We start from the raw sequence: 20,866 nt of genomic DNA on the forward strand, positions 1-20,866 counted from the left end.
CTTAGGAGAAAAATTTGAATACAAGAGTTTTATTTGTTTGTAGTGCTAATACAACAAGAAGCCAAATGGCTCAAGCACTATTATTAAAATATGGAAAAGAAGATTTTGATGTAGATAGTGCAGGAATAAATCCAGGAGTTTTAAATCCATTAGCTGTTGAAGTAATACGTGAAGATGAAGGTATGGATATTTCATTTTATACAACAAACAAAATTTTAGATTATTATAAAGAAGGACGACATTATCATTATGTGATAACAGTTTGTGATGAAGCTTCAAAAGAGCCTTGTCCAGTTTTTCCAAGTCTTGATGGAGTTTTACATTGGAATATAACAAGTCCTGCTTGCGATGGAAATGATGAAGAAAAAAAAGCAAAAATTAGAGTTTCAAAAGAAGAGATAAAAAGAAATATTTTGGAATTTATAGAGTTAGTAAAAAACAAACATATAAAAACAGGATTCCCAGAATCTTGGCATACAAATAGATAATTAAATAAAAAGGATGAAAAAATGAGTAAAAAAGTTTTAATTTTATGTACAGGAAATTCGTGTAGAAGTATTATTGCAGAAGCTTTAATAAATGCAAAGTTAGAAGGAATCTCAGCTGATTCAAGTGGTGTAAAAGCAAGTGGTAGAGTTAATCCAAATGCTAAAAAGTTACTGGAAGAAAAAGGAATTTGGAAAGAAGAATATCATTCAAAAACACTTGATACTGTTATTGAAAATGATTATGATTTAATAGTAACAGTTTGTGATCATGCAAATGAAACTTGTCCAATGTTCCCAAAACCAATTGCTAAAATTCATGTTGGCTTTGAAGATCCAGATGGAAAAGGTTTTGAAGCTTTTGAAGCTACATACAAAGAAATAGAAGAGATTTTACTTCCAAAAGTTGTAGAGGCTTTAAAATAAATTTATAAGAGGGAATTCCTCTTATAGATTTTTATTAGAAATATTTTTTTGAAAATATTTCTAATAAAAATGAAAAGGAAAATAATGAAAACATTAAAAATATATGATCCAGCAATGTGCTGTCCAACAGGGGTTTGTGGAACAAGTGTTGATACAAAACTAGTTCAATTAGCTAGCTTTTTAAACTCATTAGATAAAAATATGTTTGAAGTAAAAAGATTTGGTTTAAGTACAAATCCTCAAGAGTATGTATTAAATAAAGAAGTATCAAGACTTTTAAATGAAGAAGGAGTTGATTCTCTACCATTGATTTTTTTAGATGAACAATTATTGTTTAAAAAAGATTATCCAAGTGTTCCGCAGTTAAGTTCAAAAATGGGCTTAGGTTCTTTTGTAGCAAAGTTTTAATATGAAAGATTTAATAAAAAAAATACCACAATTTTTATTTTTTACAGGAAAAGGAGGAGTTGGAAAAACTTCTATGTCTTGTGCTATTTCATTAGCTTTAGTAAATAGTGGTAAAAAAGTTCTTTTAATCTCTACTGATCCTGCTTCAAATTTAGATGAAGTATTACAAACAAAATTAAAATCAACACCTACAAAAATAAATAGTGTAGAAAATTTTGAAGCTATGAATATAAATCCAGTAATTGCAGCTTTTGAATATAAAGAAAAAATGGTAGCTCCATATAGAAATATCTTGCCAAAAGAAGCAATTGATCAAATGGAAGAGCAATTAAGTGGTGCTTGTACTGTCGAAATCGCTGGTTTTAATGAGTTTTCAAAATATGTAGGTGATATTAATATTTCAAAAGAGTATGACCATATTATACTAGATACTGCCCCAACGGGGCATACCTTAAGACTTTTAAAACTTCCAAGCGCTTGGAATAGTTTTATAGAAGAAAATAGTACAGGAAGTTCATGTTTGGGGGCAGTTTCAGGACTTAGTGAAAATAAAAAACTTTATGAAGATGTTGTTGAGAATCTAAAAAACAAAGATAAAACACTTTTGATTTTAGTATCACGAGCAGAAGAATTATCTTTGATTGAAGCTTCAAAAGCTTCAAAAGAGTTAGCAAATCAAGGAATACAAAATCAACATTTGATAATAAATGGTTTATTTAAAGCAAATGATGAAGATATTATTGCAAAAAGTTTTGAAGAGAAATCAAAAATAGCTTTAGAAAATATTGATGAAACAATAAAAGCTTTGAGTAAAACAACTATTGGTTTTTATCCAAATGGTGTAGTTGGGCTTGAATCTTTAGAAAATATCATAAATAATACCACTCCAAAAGAGTTTGATGATGCAAAAGAAAAACTAGAAGAATCATTAAAAGATATTTTAAGTGATATTTATTCATGGGATGATTTAATAAGTGATTTTGAAAGTGATAAAAATGGACTTATTATGCTTATGGGAAAAGGTGGTGTCGGAAAAACAACAATAGCTTCAAATATTGCTTTATCTTTGGCAAAAAGAGGGCACAAAGTTACTCTTTCAACAACAGATCCCGCTTCTCATTTAGAGTATGTTTCAAAAACAAATGATAATTTAACAATTGAAAAAATTGATCCCTCAATTGAAACTCAGAAACACATAGATGAAGTTATTGCACAAAATGAAGGCAAAATCTCAAATGAAGATATGGCACTTTTAAAAGAAGAGTTAAGTACTCCTTGTATTGAAGAAATCGCAGTATTTAAAGCTTTTGCAAAGACAGTATCAAAAGCAAAAAATAGCTTTGTGATTCTTGACACTGCACCAACTGGGCATACTTTACTTTTACTTGATGCTTCACAAGCTTATCATAAAGAGTTACAAAAAAATAAAAGTGACGCTTTAGAAGAAGAGTTAGTAGAGCTACTTCCTTTAATAAAAGATGAAAAACATACAAAAATAATACTTGTGACTCTAGCAGAAGCAACACCAACCCATGAAGCAAAAGATTTACAAGAAGATTTAAAACGAGCAGGAATCAAGCCATATGCATGGATGATTAATAGAAGTTTTGCCCTAACTAATAGTTCAAATAATCTTCTTTGTCAAAAAGCTTTAAATGAATTAAAATATATAAATGAAGTAAAACAAAGCTTGAGCTCAAAAACTTTAATTAATCCTTGGGTAAAAGACTAAAAACTAGTTTTGAATATCTATACAAAAGTTCCAAATATGGAATCTTTGTATAATTAAAAACAATATATCAATATATATTGATATATTGTTTTTATTATGATATACTTTCATATAATTAGATTTTAGGAGCTTGATATGTTTGATTGGCTAGTAAACTTAAGTGCAATATTTGTATTTAATACTTTAGGATTAGAAAAAGGAAGTCACTTAGGTGAGGCTTTGCATTTTTTTATTTATGACACTATAAAAATATTTATTTTATTAATTACTATTATTTATATAGTTACTCTTTTACGAAGTTATTTTCCAATAGAAAAAGCTAGAGACTATATAAGTGGAAAAAATAAACTTGTGGGTCATGTCTTAGCTGCAATATTTGGAGTTATAACTCCTTTTTGTAGCTGTAGTGCAATTCCACTTTTTTTAGGTTTTTTACAAGCTAGAATTCCTTTAGGAGTTACTTTTTCATATTTAATTTCAGCACCATTAAGTGATGCTGTTGTTATTGCTCTTTTATTTTCTTTATTTGGATGGAAAATTGCATTACTTTATGTGGGCTTAGGATTATTAATAGCTATTGTTGCTGGACTTGTAATTGGTTCTATGAATTTAGAAAAAGAAGTTTTAATAGAAATAAAACCTGTAAGTATGCAATATCAAGAAGATGAAACATTGTTTTCACATAGAGTAAAAGAGTCATGGGAATATACAAAAGATATATTTTATAAAATTTATTTATATGTTATTATAGGAGTTGGAATTGGTGCTTTTATTCATGGATATATTCCTGCTGATTTTATTAGTAAATATGCAGGTGGAGATGTTTGGTATGCTCCAATAGTAGCTGTTATTATGGGAATTCCTATGTATTCAAATGCTGCAGGTATTTTACCTTTAGTTGAAGTTTTAACACAAAAAGGAATGCTGCTTGGAACTGCACTTTCTTTTATGATGGCTGTGGTAGCTTTGAGTTTACCAGAAGCTATGATTTTAAAAAGAGTTTTAAGTGTAAAACTAATAGGAATATTTTTTGGAATTGTAGGTTTTGCTATACTTCTTACTGGATATTTATTTAATATAATTTTAGGATAGTAAATTGATATTAGAACTTTTCATATATGTAGCAGCTGCTTTTTTTGAAATATTAGGCTGCTATAGTTTTTGGATGTTTTTTAAATTTCAACATAGTAGTTTATGGCTATTTGTTGGTGTAATATCATTAGTGATTTTTGCATATTTATTAACAAAAGTTAATTTAGAATTTGCAGGTCGTGCATATGCAATTTATGGTGGAATTTATATAGTTTCATCACTGTTTTGGTTATATTTTGTAGAAAAACAAAGCTTTAATAAATGGGATTTAATAGGTTCAGCAGTTTGTATTTTAGGTGCAAGCATTATATTAATTGGAAATCAAAAATAGGAGAAAAAATGAAAATAGAAATTTTAGGAACAGGATGTTCAAAGTGTAAAGCTTTAGAAGAGAGTGCTAAATTAGCAATTGCACAAATTGGTGGTTTTCACGAAGTTAAAAAAGTGGAAGATATAGTTGAAATTATGAATTATGGTGTTATGAGTACGCCTGCACTTGTTGTTGATGGAAAGGTTAAAAGTAGTGGGAAAACATTAACTCCTAATGAAATTATAGAGTTATTAAAATAGTAAATCAATGAGTTTTAATAACTCATTGATCCTGCATTTAAAAGTCCAATACAAATAGATAAAAATGCCATTAAAATTCCAACAGGAATTACACCCTCAGAAATTTTTGTTTTAAAAGAGTATTTACCATTAAGTCTAGTTACTATAAATGCAAAAATTAATTGAATAATAATTGCAACTATTCCCCAAATAGCAAAATCAATATAAGATATAGAGTTTGTTAATGCACTATACATAGGAATAGCAACACCAATAATAGCCCCACCAAAACCTAATGCAGCTGCTGTGTTGTTTTCCTCAAAAATCAATTTATAATCATCATAAGGTGTTACAATTGCGTATAAATAAAGAAATACAATTACAAGTGCAAGAGCTGTTAAGAAGAAACTAATAAAGCCAATAAATAATTCAATTTCCATTTCAATCCTTTTTTTTCTTGAATTTTATCTAAAAGTTGCTATATGAATTATTATGATAAAATATTTTATAAAATATAGGAGTATATAATGCTAATTTGCCCACTTTGTAATGGAACTTCAAAAGCTTTTTACAAAGATGAATTTTATGAATGTTCAAACTGTAAAGGAATATTTAGACCTTTTAATAAACTTCTTGATAAGGAAAAAGAGAAAGAACGATATGAAAGTCATACAAATGATTCAGATGATTTAGGTTATCAAAACTTTGTATTGCCTATTACATCAAGTGTTTTAAAAGAGTATAAAAAAGATGATTTAGGACTTGATTTTGGTTGTGGAAAAGATTCTCCAATTGTAAAAATTTTAAGACAAAATGAATATAAAATATTTGAGTATGACCCCTATTTTTTTGATGATAAAAGTGCTTTAGAAAAGAAATACGATTATATTGCTTGTTGTGAAGTAATTGAACATTTTTATAATCCTAAAAAAGAGTTTGAACTTTTATATAAACTTCTAAAAAATGATGGAGTTTTATATTTAATGACTGGTATTTATAATGAAAATATAGATTTCTCAAAATGGTGGTATAAAAATGATTTAACCCATGTTTTTATATTTCAAGAAAAAACATTTAATTGGATAAAAAAAGAGTTTGGATTTAAAGATATGAAGATTGAAAAGAATTTTATTAGACTTTCTAAATAGAAAAGAGTTATTCTTTTCTATCTATAAAATAAAACAGGTTTTTTCGATTGTGCAATTATTTCACTTGTGAAACTTCCAAAAATAAACTCTTTTATTCTTGAATGCCCAAAAGCTCCCATTGCCAAAATATCACAGTCCTTTTCATCCATATATGTTAATATTTCAGTTTTTGCATCACCACTTAAAACAGAAGTTGTTACATCTATATTTTGCTTTGCATATATATCTTTTGCTTCTTTTAGAAGCTTTTCAGATAATATTTTATCATCATTTATATTTACTATATCTCTTAACACATTTTTAAAAATAGGATTTATAGATCTTGAGATTAAAACTTTTTTTGATTCTTCAGAACCATTATATGCAATTAAAATTTTTTTAGGAATTTTAAATTCATTATTTACTAAAAGTGTAGGTTTTTTTAATTCTCTAATTATATCTTTTACATTTTCACCTATTTTATGGTTATCTTGACTTTTAATTCCTATTACTAAAACTGTTATTTCATCTTGTAATTCTAATATATTATCAAGTATTTCTCCATGGGCTTGCATAAGAATAATTTCTTGTTCACAAGTTATTAAAGCTTTTTCTTTTAATGAAAGCAAAAGATCTTTACCTTCTTTTATGATATTTTTACTTCTAGTAGCTTCTTCATTTGTCATTTTTTCTAAAATATCATCTTTTTCACCAAGTTTAATATTTCCTGATAAATCTAATAAATTAGATTTAGAAGAGTGTTCAATAACATTTAAAATTTTTAATGGAAGTTTCATATTATTTGAAATCATAACCGCATAATCACAAGCACTTTGTGAATAACTTTTCCCATCTACACAGCATAATATACAACTCATTTTAGTGTCCTCCCATTACTTTTTCTATTTCTTCTGGTTTATCATGAATACCAAATCTATCGATAATAGTTTTGCTAGCTTCACTTTGACCTATAACTTCAACATCAGCTCCCTCTCGTCTTAATTTAATAACTGCTTTATCAAGTGCATAAACAGCTGAGATATCCCAAAAATGAGCACGACTAATATCAATAATAACTTTATCTAAAACTTCTTTAAAATTAATTGTTTCATAAAATTTATCTGCACTATTAAAAAATACTTGTCCAACAAATTGATAAGTTTTTGTACTTTTATCTTCATTATATGACATATTGCAGTACATAAAATGAGAGATTTTATTTGCAAAAAATAGTGAAGCAAATAACACACCGGTTATTACTCCAAGAGCTAAATTGTGTGTATAAACTGTAACTGCAACAGTTGAAAGCATTACAATATTAGTAGAAAGTGGAAGAGTTTTTAATCTTTTTATTGAACCCCAATCAAATGTTCCAATAGAAACCATAATCATAACAGCAACCAAAGCAGCCATAGGAATAATTGAGATAATATCACTTAAAAATACAACCATAATAAGTAAAAAGAAACCAGCAATAAAAGTAGAAAGACGCCCACGTCCACCAGATTTTACATTAATAATAGATTGTCCAATCATAGCACAACCAGCCATTCCACCTAAAAATCCTGAAGCAATATTTGCAATTCCTTGACCTCTTGCTTCCTTTGTTTTATCACCTTTTGTATCTGTTAATTCATCAACTATAGTTGTTGTCATAAAAGATTCTAATAGACCAACAACAGCTAAGGCTATTGAATATGGAAAAATAATTTGTAATGTTTCAAGATTAAAAGGAATATCAGGAAGTAAAAAAATTGGTAATGTATCAGGAAGTTGTCCCATGTCTCCAACATTTCTTACATCAATTCCTGCAAAATAAACAAAAATAGTTAAAACAACAATTGTAACAAGTGGTGATGGAAGAATTTTTCCAATTTTTGGAACATAAGGAAATAAATAGATAATTCCAAGCCCCACAATTGTAAGAGCATACACATGCCATGTTACATTTGTAAGTTCAGGTAATTGTGCCATAAAAATTAAAATTGCCAAAGCATTTACAAATCCCACAACAACGGCCCTTGCTACAAAACTCATAAGTTTAGCAACACCAATATATGCCATAATTATTTGCAATACACCAGTTAGTAAAGTAGCTGCAAGTAAATATTGAAGTCCATAATCTTTTACAAGTGTAACCATAACTAAAGCCATTGCTCCAGTTGCTGCACTTATCATTCCTGGACGACCTCCTACAAATGCTATAACTACGGCTATACAAAATGATGCATAAAGACCAACTTTTGGATCAACCCCTGCAATAATTGAAAATGCAATTGCTTCTGGGATTAAAGCAAGTGCCACTACAAGTCCCGATAAAATATCCCCGCGGATATTTGAAAACCACTCTTTTTTTATGGTTTGATACATAAAATTCCTTATAAATTTGATTGTTTTTATTTTAGTTAGGTTTTTATTATATCAAAAAACCCTTATAAGCTATTTACTTTGATTTTAATATAGTTTAAATTATGGTTATAATACGTATAGATTAAATAGTTTAAAAAAGGAACTAAATGGGGAAAATAAATAGTTTAGTAGTGATAAAACTAGCATTTTTATTTGTTGTTTTTTGTAATGCAGTTGTTGATGTTTCACATAAAGTTTTACTTCAAAATGTAGCTTTTAAAGTATTTGATGGAAGTGAGCAAGTTATTTGGATTTCTATAATTAATGGATTAATAATTCTTCCCTTCCTTCTTTTGTTTACGATTAGTGGATATTTATCTGATAAATATAATAAAAAAAATATTATAGTTTATGGTGCAGTTTCTTCATTTATATTATCTATATTGATGATAATTTCATATATGAGTGAAAACTTTTATTTTGCAATGTTTTCTTTATTTTTATTGGCAATTCAAAGTGCTATTTATTCACCTGCAAAATTTGGATTAATACTTGATATTTATGGGAAGAAGAACCTTTCTCGTGGAAATGCAGCTTTACAATCTATTTCTATTATTGCAATTTTATTCTCTATTGCAATTGCTTCTTTTATATTTGAGAATTTTTATAATGCTAATAATCTTCAATTATTAACAAGTAAAGAAGAATTATTAAATGCTATTTTACCATTGACCTATTATATTTTACCAGTTGCTTTTTTAGAAATGGTGATTTCAATTTTATTTTTAAGAAAAATAAATATTTCCTATGTGAAAAATGATACTTTATCTTTAAATAAACAAGATTTATTTAAAGGAAAACTATTATCAAAAAATCTAAAAATTATTTCATCTAATGATATTATCTTTTTATCTGTTATTGGATTATCTATATTTTGGGGAATTTCACAAGCTACTATGGCTGTGTTCCCATCTTTTGCAAAAATGTATTTAAATATTACAGATGTATTTATAATAAATGGAGTTATCGGAGCATCAGGATTTGGAATTGCCATTGGTTCTGTAATATATTCAAGATTATCTAAACACTATATTGAAGTGGGAACAATTCCCCTTGCTGCTTTTGGTATGTCTTTAATGCTTTATATTTCAACGATTGTTCAAACTCCTTTGTTATTAGGAATTACATTTTTATTATTTGGAGTTTTTGGAGGAATGTTTGTTGTTCCTTTAAATGCCTTAATTCAGTTTAATGCGAAAAAGAAAGTTTTAGGAACTATTCTTGCAGGAAATAATTGGTACAACTCTTTATTGATGTTTTTAATGTTAAGTATGACTACTATTGTTTCTTATTATGATTTTGATCCGTTAAATACTGTTTATTTGATTTTAATGATTACAGTTCTTGGTACAATTTATACGGTATTTAAACTTCCACAATCTCTACTTTTATTATTTTTAAAAATAATTGTTGGATTAAAATATAAACTTGAAGTAAATGGAGTGAAAAATATTCCTGCATCAGGAGGTGTATTACTATTAGGTAATCATGTGTCATGGATAGATTGGGCTATTGTTTTAATGGCAATTCCACGAGAAGTAAAATTTGTTATGGATAAAACTATTTATAGTAAATGGTATATAAAATGGCTTTTCAAAATGTATAATGCAATTCCAATATCAAATGCTTCAAGTAAAACTACAATTCAAACAATAGCAAAAGAGTTAGATGCTGGTCATATAGTTGTTCTTTTTCCAGAAGGAAATATAACAAGAAATGGACATTTGGGTGAATTTAAAAGGGGGTTTGAAAAGGTATTAGAACTAACATCAAGTGATATAAAAGTAATTCCTTTTTATATTAGAGGACTTTGGGAATCTATGTTTAGCCGAGCCAATAAAAAGTTCAAAAAATCTAAAAAAACTTCTAGTGTTACAATATCTTTTTCAAAATTAATGAAAAAAGAAAAAGCAAATACAGTTAGTATAAAACAAGAAATTATAAAATTATCAACAATTTCTTGGCAAGAACATATCAGAAATCTAAAACCTTTAAATGAAACAATTTTTGATAGATTACAAGAAGTTTCAAGTGACTTAATTTTTGCAGATTCAACAGGTTTAGAATTAAGTGCAGATAAATTTTTAACCGCTTCAATCTTATTTGAAGATTTGTTAAAAAAAGAGTTAAATACTCAAAATATAGGTTTATTGTTACCTTCAACAGCAGCAGGTGCTTTTATTAATTATTCTATTTTACTTATGGGAAAAATTGCTGTTAATTTAAATTATACAAGTGAAATAGAGTCAATAAAACAATCAATTTACGCAGCTCAAATAAAATCTGTAATTACTTCAAAAAAATTTGTAGAAAAACTTGAATTAAAGGGAATAAATATAAAAGAGATTTTTGATATTGTTGAGATTGTTTATCTTGAAGATTTAAAAGAAAAGATATCAAAAAGAAAAAGTTTAATTACATTCTTAAGCGTTAAATTTTTACCTACTTTTTTATTAAAGCTTATTCATTTAACAAAAACAAATAAAAATGACACTGTATTAATTTTATTCTCTTCAGGAAGTGAAGGAAAACCAAAAGGAATAGAATTAACAGGAGATAATATTTTAGGGAATGCACAACAAATAGCAAATATCATAAATGTTAATGATGAAGATATAATACTTGGAACTTTACCATTATTTCATGCATTTGGAATAGTTGTGACTACATATCTTCCTTTAATTGAAGGAATTAAATGTGTAGCACATCCTGATCCTACAGATGGATTAGCAATTGCAAAATTGGTTTCAAAATATAAAGCAACAATTATGTTTGGAACATCTACTTTTTATAGGCTTTATGCTAAAAATCAAAAAATTCATCCTTTAATGTTGGAGAGTTTAAGATTAACTATTTCAGGTGCTGAAAAACTAAGAGAAGATGTGAGATTAGAGTTTAAGAAAAGATTTGGAAAAGATATTTTAGAAGGGTTTGGAACAACTGAAACTTCACCTGTTGCAACTTGTAATCTTCCTGATGTTATTGCTCCTGATTATACTGTTCAAGTTGGTCAGAAAAAAGGATCGGTTGGTATGGCAATTCCAGGAACTATAATTAAAATTGTAGATCCTGAAACATTTAAAGAATTAAAAATAAATGAAGAGGGAATGATACTAATATCAGGAATTCAAGTTATGAAAGGTTATTTAAATGATGAAGAAAAAACATCAAAAATTTTAAAAATAATTAATTCAAAAACCTATTATATTACAGGAGACAAGGGAAAAATTGACGAAGATGGATTTTTAACAATTGTAGATAGATATTCAAGATTTGCAAAAATTGGTGGAGAGATGATTAGTCTTGGAATTATTGAAGATAAAATTTCAAAATTAATTGACTTGGAAGATAATAATTTAATGGATTTTATTATTACCACAAGTGAAGATGAGAAAAAAGGTGAGAAGATAATTTTATTGATTTCCCATGTAAATGAGGAGTATATTTTGCAATTAAAAGACAAAATTCTAAATTCTTTTGAAAATAAATTAATGATTCCAAGTAATATTAAGATTGTTGAAGAGATACCAAGATTAGGTAGCGGTAAAAAAAATTTTGCAAAAGCAAAACTTCTAACTTAAGCATATTAATATTTAAAAATTAAAAAAAGAGTCATTTGAGAGTCATTTGTTGGATACAATTTTTATAATCTAGGAAAAGCAGAAAAGATTATTAGATTAGGAATAACAAATGAAAATATTTGAACTTAAATGCAAAGCATATTTAAAAACAAATATAGAGTTAAAAAATAGTTTTGATGTATTATCAAAATATTTAAATTACTCTATATATCAAAATGAAATTTATAAAAATAAAGATACATCAATAAAAAATTACTGTTTTGGGAATTTTTATCCAACAGAAAGTGACAAGATTTATAAAAAAAATAACGTTTATGAATTTGTTATTAGAAGTATAGATGAAGAGTTTATAGATGAACTAGAAATTGCTATTATTGAAAATATGAATAATGGTTTTTTATTAGTTTTATCAGCAATAAAAAAAGAAATAGATCAATTTTTTATTAGAGAACTTTATACTGCAACACCTGTAATTGTTTCTGAAAAGAAAGATGATACAGGAAGGCAAATTTATTGGTCATTAGATTATAATGGTGATATAGAAATATTGCAAAATCAACTTCAAAAGAATCTAGAAAAAAAATTAAAGTTATTTTTTCCTGAAAATAAAGCTATTATAGATAATTTTATAGATGAAATTGAAATTAAAAACTTAAAACCACAATCAATATATTTTAAAACTATTAAAAATCAAAAAGAAAAATTAGTTAGGTTAATAGGAAATAAATTTAAAATTGTTCCAAAAAAAGATGATTTATCTCAAAAATTAGCATTTTTATCATTGGGGGTTGGTCTTGGTGAAAAAAGTAGTTTTGGTGGAGGTTTTTGTTTAGGAAGAGGTGCGTAATAAAACAGAGATTTATTCTGTTTTATTACCTATACACATAAGATTAACTATATCATCTTGCATTGAGCAAAAACATCCATTTTTTTCTATTAAGATTAAATCTTTAGCATAACCTTTTGATGTATGAAGTTTTGCACTTTCAATCTCTACATTAAAATCATCAAAGATTTTAGCAATATAGGCAAATAAACCTTTTTGATCTTTTGCAACTATATGCATAGAAGCTAAGTAGGTGGTGTGATTTGTATCAATTTTTATATTCTCTTTTTTAATAATAGGAGTAAGTAGATTTGTTGTCTTATTCATATCAAAAGAGTCTTTTATTATCTCTTCAATAAAGTAAATATCTTCTTTATCAACTTTTTCAGAAAAGGATATTTCAAAGGCTTTTTTATTGTCATATAGTTTAAAAATATTCATAGATGCAATATTTAAAAATTCTAGTTTTCCAAGTAAATAACCTAGATTTAATGGTGATTGTCTAATAATTCTAATTGTTAATTGAGGATCATTAGTTATTTTATAAATATATGTGTCAATATCTTTTGCTTTAATTGCTATATCTAAAATATCTTCTGCTTTTAAACGTAAAAAAATTTGATTAGAAGCAATATACATAATCTTTTTTTGTAACATAATAGGAAGCTTTTTGTATCTTTCTAAATTTTTTATTGTATTTTGTTTTGCAATTCTTCTAGTACTTTCTTTCAATAAATCTTCATTCTCAAAAGCAGGTAAAGTTTGCGTGTAAAGTTGCTTTAATAATGAAGAAATAGAACTATTAAAAATATTTTCTCCTACTGCTGAGATATCTGCATATGTAATTACATAAAGCATTTTTAGGGATTCTTTTGTTTTAATAAGTCCTGTAAAATTTAATATTGTTTTTTCTGAATATATATCTTCCCGTGTTGCAATATATGACATCATATTATGATATCTTACAAGTCTTGCTCCTATTTTTATCATTTCTTCATCAAAGAAAAAAGACTTTAACATACTTTTAAAAAGCTTCTCTCCTACAATATGATGATCTTCTGTTCTTCCTTTTCCAATATCATGAAAGAATGAAACTAATCTTACAATTATTTTTTGATCATTTGTTAAATCTTCGTAAATAGATTTGATTTCTTCATTTTTAATAATTTCTGAAAACTTTAAAGCATTAATTGAATGTATATCAACTGGATGTTTATGATATCCATCAAACTGTGGTTGATCGATGATTTTTTTTGTACTTGGAAGAATTGTTTGAAATAATCCTGCATTATAAATTAGTTTCATAATAGGATGTATATTTGGTTTTGATAATAATACTTTTACATTTTTCTTTAAGTCTTTCCTCTGAGTTTTTGGAAGTTTTACTTTACTAATGTAGTAAATATATGATCTATCAAATTCATTAACACTAGAAGGGATATCTATTAATTCTTTTATTAGATTGTTTAAAAGTAAAGGTTTTGCACTAAATGAGCAGAATAGTTTATTTTCTATTATATATAGATTTTTTTTGTACCTTAGTTTTCTTAACTTAGGAATATTGCTAGCTTCAAATAATGTTTGTCTAGTAAACTTCTTTACCATAGTTGCAGTAAAATTATGGATAATATGAAGATTAGATAATATTTTTGACATACATTGCCTATCTTTAGTATGTCTTGGTTTATTTATAAATCCTAATTTAGAACTTAAATCAGGTAAAATATCAAAAGTAACCTGATCTTGTTTTTTTCTTGCAATATTATGTAGAGCATTTCTTACTTGAAAAATAAACTCTAATGCTTGTCTATATTTTTTATATTCTTCTTCTGTAAATTGTTTACCAATTAAATCTTTTGTATTTGTAACACCATATAAAATATTTGCCATCCAATACATCATATTAGATTCTCTAATTCCTCCATAACCATCTTTAATATTCGGCTCCATTCTTAGAGGGTATTTTAATAATCTTTGTTTATGCTCTTCTAGTTTTTCTAATATAAACTCTTTTTGATTGGTTTTTCTAATTCTATTTAGTACATTCTCATATCCAAACCATAAAATTTTTGAGCCATAAATCATTCTTGATTCTAAAATAGAACTTTTAATTGTTATATCTTCTTTTACAGCTTCACTTATTTCTTTTAGCTCATGTACTCTTGAACCTAATTTTAAACCACAATCCCATGCTAGAGTTATAAATTCTTCCATAATATCTTTTAGATTATAACCTTTAATATTTTCATATAAAATCATAATATCAATATCAGAATAGATACAAAGTTGTTCCCTTCCATATGAACCAAGGGCTACTAAAGAAATAGGAATTGATGTACTCATAGGTTGATGAGAAGAAAAATTCTTTCGTAAAATATATTTATAAAGTAAAATTAGAAATTTATCAGTATGTTTTGTGTGTTTGATAAAAAAATCTTTACCACCTGTTGTTTCAACAGTAGTATCAATAGATTCTAAGTAGTTTTTGTAATAGTTTTTAAATACTTTAGAAATCTGGAAATCGGTAGCATTTTTAGAGATTAACTCTTCAACTTGTAAGTTTAATTCAATCATAATAATTCTTTATATATCTCTAATTTCTTTCTTAATGTAATTCTATTTAATCCAAGATGTTTTGCTACTTGAACTTGAGATTTATATTTTTTTGTTGATGCTTTTAGTAAAGGTACTTCAAAAATATAAGATAGTTCTTTGTATGAGTTTTCACCATGTAAGTTTTCACTTATATATTTTTCTAAGAACATTAAAATTTCATGTTCTCCAATTGTTTCAAAAAGATAAGAAAAATAGATAGATTTTCTTAAGCTATGTGTATTATTTGATATATTTACAATTAATTTTGATTGGGAAATTAAAGGCATATCTAAAATAGAACTAGCTTCGTGTGAAAATTTGCTTACTAAAGCTTTTGTATCATCTTCCCTTTTAGATAAGGGAGGAATTTCTAAATTAATTGAAAAAACATCTTTTAGTTTTTGATTTAAATTTTCAGTATTTGATATTGCAATAATTCGTATTGAATTGTCTTCAATCCATTTGAGGAATACGTCTATATTTGTTATTTCATTTATTTTATCTATTATAATTGCACGATTTTGCAATACAACAACGTCATCAATTATATCTTTTTGTAAATCTTTTGCTTCATAAACATCAGAACTAGGCAGTATATATTTTGCTAAAGATTTCTTTCCTACACCACTTTCTCCTAATATCAAAGCATTTACTTCAACGGCTTGTAAAAGTTTGGCTGAATTTAATATCTCTTTAGAAATACCATCTTTTGCTATATATTCTTGCATTTTATCTTACCTTTTTTTAAATCTTAAAAAGTTATAGTTAGAAAATATTATACTGTATAAAAATGAAAACTTTATAAAAAATTGTATATAAAATAGACAAATATTCTATTAAAAAATAAAATAATATTTTAACTTAGTATATGTAATAATATAAAAAATAAAAAGAGTATAACTTGGAAAATAAAAATAAATATATTATTAAAAATCTTATTATTCTTGTTACAATTTGTGTTATTGTTATTTTAGTAGGAAGTAATTGGATTTTAATAAAAGAAAAAGAATTATTATTCCAAAAATACAGTAATATAGGGGCTAGTTTTCAAGATAAAATTAACTCTTTAATAGAAACAAAAAAAAATGCTACATTGGCAATTGCTTTAACTCTTTCAGAAAATGATAAAGTAAAAGAAACTCTTTTACTTGAAAAAGACTCAAATTATGATTTAACTGAACTATCAGAAAAACTAAGGAAATATACAGATTTTAAAAATGTATGGTTCCATATTATTGATGAAAGAGGTGTATCTGTTTATCGAAGTTGGACAGATAATAAAAATGATAAAGTAAAAAATTTTAGATTAGACTTGCAAGATATTTTAAAAAAGCCAGAAGTGAAAAATAGTATTAGTGTTGGAATTTATGATATAACTTTTAAATCTATGGTCCCTATTTATAAAAATGAAAAGTTTATTGGAATTTTAGAGTGTATTACTCATTTTAATTCAATTACAAAAGAGATAAAAAATAGTGATGCAGTTGAACCAATAATTTTAGTTGATAAATTATTCACAAGTCAATTAAAAGAACAAAGTTTTACAAAAATCTTTTTAAAAGATTACTACATTGCTAATTTATCAGTTTCTTCTGAACTATTGAAATATTTAGAATCACAAGATTTAGAAGAGTTCTTAAAAATAAAAGATTATTTGATTAAAGATAGAAATTTAATAGTAAACATTCCTATTATTGAAGAAGGTATAAAGCTAGCAAATATGCTAGTTTTTCAAGATATTAATAAAATAAATATCTCAGAAATAAATGAATTTAAAAATCGTGCATTTTTATATTTAATTTTATTTGTTCTTTTTTTATGTTTTATAATCTCAATTTGGAATTATTATATTTATACTAAAAGATTAAAAGAAATTAATACAATTTTAGAAGAAACAGTAAGTGATGCAGTTGTTAGAAATGATGAAAAAAATAAAATAATTTTTCAACAAAATAAAATGGCAGCAATGGGTGAGATGATTGGAAATATTGCTCATCAATGGAGACAACCTTTATCAATTATTACAACTGCTGCTTCATCAATAAAATTAAAAAAAGAATTAAACATTTTAGACGAAGATGAATATTATAAATCATTAGATTATATTATTAATGCATCAAATTATCTATCAAATACAATTGATGATTTTCAATACTATTTTTCTCCAAATAAATCTAAAAATATTTTTTATTCAGAAGATTTGATTAATAAATTATTAAAACTTATAAGCGTTGAATTTAAAAAAAACAATATAAATGTAATTAAAAAAATAGAAAATGTAGAAATTCTGAATTATGAGAATGAAATATTACAGGTGTTAATTAATATCGTAAATAATGCAAAAGATGAGTTGATTAAAGATAATACTTTATTAATTGGATATGTTTTTATTGATTTATATAAAGCAAATGGGAATTTAATTATAACAATAAAAGATAATGCAGGTGGAATTAAAGAAGAAATTATAGATAGAATTTTTGAACCATATTTTACTACTAAACATCAAAGTAAAGGAACAGGAATTGGACTTTATATGAGTGAAGAGATTATTGTTAAACATATTAAAGGAACAATAAAAGTATCAAATGAAAAATATACCTATTTAGATAAGCAACATTTTGGGGCTTGTTTTGAGATTACAATACCCTTATAGGTAATTCCAAAAATAGAATTACCTTGGTCTTTTTGTAGAAAAATATATAAAAATAGTTAGAGAAATTAAAATTAATGCAATTCCTGCAATTAAATAAAATGCATTTATCATTTGTACATAATCATTTAGAGCTATTTTAAATACAACAATTAATGCTTCAATTGATAATGCAATAATAATCGTTGTTAAAAATTTAGTTAATATCTTTGTTTCAACTTTAGAATTTTTAGAATAGGATTTAAAAAATACTTCTTGTTCTAGTATGGTTTTTGCAAGATCAAATATAGCAATACTTAAAGTCAAAGCAATAATTGGTTTAAAAATCATTTCTAAAGATAAATCATGTTTTGAAAAAATATAAACTGCAAAATCATATAAAGAAAATAAAATTGTAATTATTGATAAAACAATCATTGAAAATCCTGCAAGAATGTAAAATCCTTTTGTAATTCCATGAAATGGTTTATTTAATTCTATTAGATTTAATTTTTGTAATAAAATATCAATTTGAAAATCAAGAAAAAATATCTCATCACCTTCTTTGACAGTAACAGTAACGCAGTTACTTCTTGTGGCACTACTTATATACGGTTTTGAAAATGCTACATTTGATTCTTTAAAATGTAATTTAGATATAAGATGAGATCTATCTTTATCTTTTGCATTTGCATCATTTCTATATCTATAATAATTACATGAAGTTTGTATTTTAGTCTCTTTATTTACTATATATACAAGCTCTAAAGATGGAAATATTTTATAAAGCTGTGCAAAGTCATTTTTTTTATGACCATTTAAATTTCCAATATTTTTTATACTTTCTTGTAGAAAATATTCTATGTCTTCTTGGTGTTGTATATATGTCTCAAAAAATTCTCTCATAAAAAATCCTGTGTATTTTTTTGTAATTATATGAAAAAATTTACTGAGATGTATATGAGATTTGTATATTATTTAAACATATGTTTGTTTTATATTTCTATATTAAACTCTTTAATCATATTATCTGCTAATTGTTGTAAACTATTTTGATCAATAGTTTTATCAACATTATCTGTTATATGAATAATATTTTGATGGAATTTTTTAAGATAATCTAATATTTTAGGATCTTTTTTATTAGGATTATTAACCATTGCACCTGAATCTAACATTTGAATAACTAGATCTTTTTTGCCCATAAACGCTGCATAATTTATGGGTCGAATTCCAAATAAATCTGGTACATTTATTATGTCTTTATTATAATTATATATAAGTTTAAAATATTTAGAAGTGTTTTTCCAAATGCAAGTATGCATAATAGTTCTACCTTTATTATCAGTGATTGTACAATCAGCACGCATTTCTAATAATAATCTAATTATATATTCACATTTTCCACCAATAGCTAATTGAAGAGCTGTTAAACTTTCATTATTTTTGGCATTTATATCTACACCTGAGTTAATTAGACTTTTAATAGTATTTAAATATAGCTTTTTATCTTTTATTAAATCTTTATTATCAAAATCCATTAGTCTAAAAATTATATTATTTCCATCTTTGTCTTTTGCATTTATATCAATACTTTTAGCTCTAAGTAATTTGAATAATTTAAAATTAAAATTTAATATAGAGTCAAAAAATAAGGGTTCACCTTTTGAATTAAGTTTATTCATATCAACATCAGTATTTTTCAAAATATTTTCTAAAACTGTAGGATATTCAGCATTTTCATTTAATAATTTTATATATTTATCTTCTAAGCTTCTTTTGTTTTCTATATGTAAAATTATATCAATTAATATTTCAATAAGGGATTGACCAAATATATTTTCATGACGAGGGTTTGCACCTTTTAATATATATAAATTAATTAAATCATTGTTTCTTGCACCATTTAAAGCTAAAATTGATAATACACTTTCACCATCAATATTATTGTGATTCATATTTAAGTTTGGATTTTCTAAAAATATATCTATTAATTCTTTATTTTCGCTTCTAGTGGCAAGGAAAAATGCATTTTCATCTTTGTTATCAAGAGCATTTAGATTAACTCCTAATCGAACAATCTCTTTTACCATAGCTAAATGACTGAGTTTTAAATCTTCTTTATCTTTTGGAGTATTCAAGTAATATTTAATTGATTCCATTAATAAAGTACTTTTATGCTTATTTTTAACATTAATATTATGACCTAGTTTTACTGCTTTTTCAATCAAATCTAAACTAGTAATTCCTTTAGAAATAGCACTAAATAAAAAACAATTTCCTTCTTTATCTGGAATTGTTGGATCAGCTCCTAAATCCATTAATAATATTGCTAAATTATCATTTCTTAATACAGCTTCTTTGTGCATAATAGTTTGACCATCTACGTTTATTTGATTAATATTAATTTTATCAATAGTACCTATTTTTCTTATAATATCAATATTACCATTTGCAACAGCATCAAAAATTAGATTATTTCCATGAATATCACAATTTGAAAGATTAGGAGTAACTTGAATTAAATAATTTACAATTCTGTTGTTTGCACTTATTACAGCATCTTGAATAGCAGTTCTATTATAAATATTTAAATGATCAATATTTATTCCATTTTCTACTAAGACTTGAATTATTGCTGTGGTTTTAGATTGAGTAGCATAAAATATGGCTGTTTCTTTTTCACTATTTTCTGCTTCTAAGTTTATTTTTTTATCAATAAACCAAAGAACTGCTTGAAACAAATCTTTTTTACAGCAAATGTGAAAAACTAATTCTTCTTCTAAATAAAGATGATTCAAATCTATAGGTATTGAGTTAGCTATCTTATTTATTTTATCTAAATTAAATGAAGGGTTTAATAGTTCTTTAATTAATTCTTCTTCATCATGCTTAGTATTATTAAGAAATTTTTTAAACATTTACAGCCTATCTTTTCATTTTTATAATTTTAACACGATTATATTGTAAAAATATTAATATAAATCTTTTTTGTATAAAAATATTG

Annotated in this window: 18 protein-coding genes; 11 read left to right on the forward strand and 7 right to left on the reverse strand. The window is 25.4% G+C overall.

Translation table 11 applies throughout. The features are described 5' to 3' along the window. Positions 1-14 precede the first annotated feature (14 nt). The 7 genes from ABVS04_RS04025 (at position 15) to ABVS04_RS04055 (ending at position 4,713) form a co-directional block, all read left to right on the forward strand. Entirely contained in the window at positions 15-488 is a 474-nt protein-coding gene (locus tag ABVS04_RS04025) for an arsenate reductase ArsC (RefSeq protein WP_368029390.1), read from the forward strand. Between the two features lie 21 nt (positions 489-509). Next, positions 510-911 (forward strand): arsenate reductase ArsC, encoded by a 402-nt coding sequence (locus tag ABVS04_RS04030; RefSeq protein ID WP_368029391.1) that lies wholly within the window; start codon positions 510-512, stop codon positions 909-911. Between the two features lie 84 nt (positions 912-995). Beyond that, entirely contained in the window at positions 996-1,319 is a 324-nt protein-coding gene (gene arsD / locus ABVS04_RS04035; protein ID WP_368029392.1) for an arsenite efflux transporter metallochaperone ArsD, read from the forward strand. Position 1,320: 1 nt separating this feature from the next. Further along, positions 1,321-3,051 (forward strand): arsenical pump-driving ATPase, encoded by a 1,731-nt coding sequence (arsA, locus tag ABVS04_RS04040; RefSeq protein WP_368029393.1) that lies wholly within the window; start codon positions 1,321-1,323, stop codon positions 3,049-3,051. A 135-nt stretch (positions 3,052-3,186) separates the two neighbouring features. Further along, positions 3,187-4,143, forward strand: coding sequence for a permease (locus tag ABVS04_RS04045; RefSeq protein WP_368029394.1), 957 nt, complete (start codon positions 3,187-3,189; stop codon positions 4,141-4,143). A 4-nt stretch (positions 4,144-4,147) separates the two neighbouring features. Then, positions 4,148-4,474, forward strand: a complete 327-nt coding sequence (locus tag ABVS04_RS04050) for a YnfA family protein (RefSeq protein ID WP_368029395.1) — start codon at positions 4,148-4,150, stop codon at positions 4,472-4,474. Positions 4,475-4,482: 8 nt separating this feature from the next. Next, entirely contained in the window at positions 4,483-4,713 is a 231-nt protein-coding gene (locus ABVS04_RS04055) for a thioredoxin family protein (protein ID WP_368029396.1), read from the forward strand. Between the two features lie 14 nt (positions 4,714-4,727). Here the strand turns inward: ABVS04_RS04055 and ABVS04_RS04060 are convergent, their stop codons facing one another. Further along, positions 4,728-5,132: a DUF350 domain-containing protein gene (locus ABVS04_RS04060; protein WP_368029397.1), complete on the reverse strand. Its 405-nt coding sequence runs from the start codon at positions 5,130-5,132 to the stop codon at positions 4,728-4,730. A gap of 87 nt (positions 5,133-5,219) precedes the next feature. Between ABVS04_RS04060 and ABVS04_RS04065 the strand changes: the two genes are divergently transcribed. Continuing rightward, positions 5,220-5,840 carry a class I SAM-dependent methyltransferase gene (locus ABVS04_RS04065; RefSeq protein WP_368029398.1) on the forward strand — a complete coding sequence of 207 codons (621 nt, stop codon included), beginning with the start codon at positions 5,220-5,222 and terminating at the stop codon, positions 5,838-5,840. Positions 5,841-5,857: 17 nt separating this feature from the next. Here the strand turns inward: ABVS04_RS04065 and ABVS04_RS04070 are convergent, their stop codons facing one another. Both ABVS04_RS04070 and ABVS04_RS04075 read right to left on the reverse strand, forming a co-directional pair. Then, positions 5,858-6,697 carry a universal stress protein gene (locus ABVS04_RS04070; protein WP_368029399.1) on the reverse strand — a complete coding sequence of 280 codons (840 nt, stop codon included), beginning with the start codon at positions 6,695-6,697 and terminating at the stop codon, positions 5,858-5,860. 1 nt (position 6,698) lies between these two features. Then, positions 6,699-8,189, reverse strand: a complete 1,491-nt coding sequence (locus ABVS04_RS04075) for a SulP family inorganic anion transporter (protein ID WP_368029400.1) — start codon at positions 8,187-8,189, stop codon at positions 6,699-6,701. Between the two features lie 146 nt (positions 8,190-8,335). Here ABVS04_RS04075 and ABVS04_RS04080 point away from each other — a divergent pair, with 146 nt between their 5' ends. Further along, entirely contained in the window at positions 8,336-11,809 is a 3,474-nt protein-coding gene (locus ABVS04_RS04080) for an acyl-[ACP]--phospholipid O-acyltransferase (RefSeq protein WP_368029401.1), read from the forward strand. Positions 11,810-11,918: 109 nt separating this feature from the next. Further along, positions 11,919-12,656 carry a CRISPR-associated endoribonuclease Cas6 gene (locus ABVS04_RS04085; protein ID WP_368029402.1) on the forward strand — a complete coding sequence of 246 codons (738 nt, stop codon included), beginning with the start codon at positions 11,919-11,921 and terminating at the stop codon, positions 12,654-12,656. Positions 12,657-12,668: 12 nt separating this feature from the next. On the opposite strand, the gene ABVS04_RS04090 is transcribed toward ABVS04_RS04085, so the two are convergent. Next, positions 12,669-15,209 carry an HD domain-containing protein gene (locus tag ABVS04_RS04090; RefSeq protein WP_368029403.1) on the reverse strand — a complete coding sequence of 847 codons (2,541 nt, stop codon included), beginning with the start codon at positions 15,207-15,209 and terminating at the stop codon, positions 12,669-12,671. Continuing rightward, on the reverse strand, positions 15,206-15,958 hold the full coding sequence (locus tag ABVS04_RS04095) for a sigma 54-interacting transcriptional regulator (protein WP_368029404.1): 753 nt from the start codon (positions 15,956-15,958) through the stop codon (positions 15,206-15,208). The genes ABVS04_RS04090 and ABVS04_RS04095 overlap by 4 nt, the downstream gene beginning before the upstream one ends. 173 nt (positions 15,959-16,131) lie before the next feature. Here ABVS04_RS04095 and ABVS04_RS04100 point away from each other — a divergent pair, with 173 nt between their 5' ends. Continuing rightward, positions 16,132-17,883, forward strand: coding sequence for an ATP-binding protein (locus ABVS04_RS04100; protein WP_368029405.1), 1,752 nt, complete (start codon positions 16,132-16,134; stop codon positions 17,881-17,883). Positions 17,884-17,901: 18 nt separating this feature from the next. Here the strand turns inward: ABVS04_RS04100 and ABVS04_RS04105 are convergent, their stop codons facing one another. Further along, positions 17,902-18,765, reverse strand: coding sequence for a hypothetical protein (locus tag ABVS04_RS04105; protein WP_368029406.1), 864 nt, complete (start codon positions 18,763-18,765; stop codon positions 17,902-17,904). 89 nt (positions 18,766-18,854) lie between these two features. Beyond that, entirely contained in the window at positions 18,855-20,780 is a 1,926-nt protein-coding gene (locus tag ABVS04_RS04110; RefSeq protein ID WP_368029407.1) for an ankyrin repeat domain-containing protein, read from the reverse strand. Positions 20,781-20,866: the final 86 nt, after the last annotated feature.

Origin of the sequence: Arcobacter sp. s6, from assembly GCF_040884245.1 — a bacterium.
Lineage (GTDB): Bacteria > Campylobacterota > Campylobacteria > Campylobacterales > Arcobacteraceae > Aliarcobacter.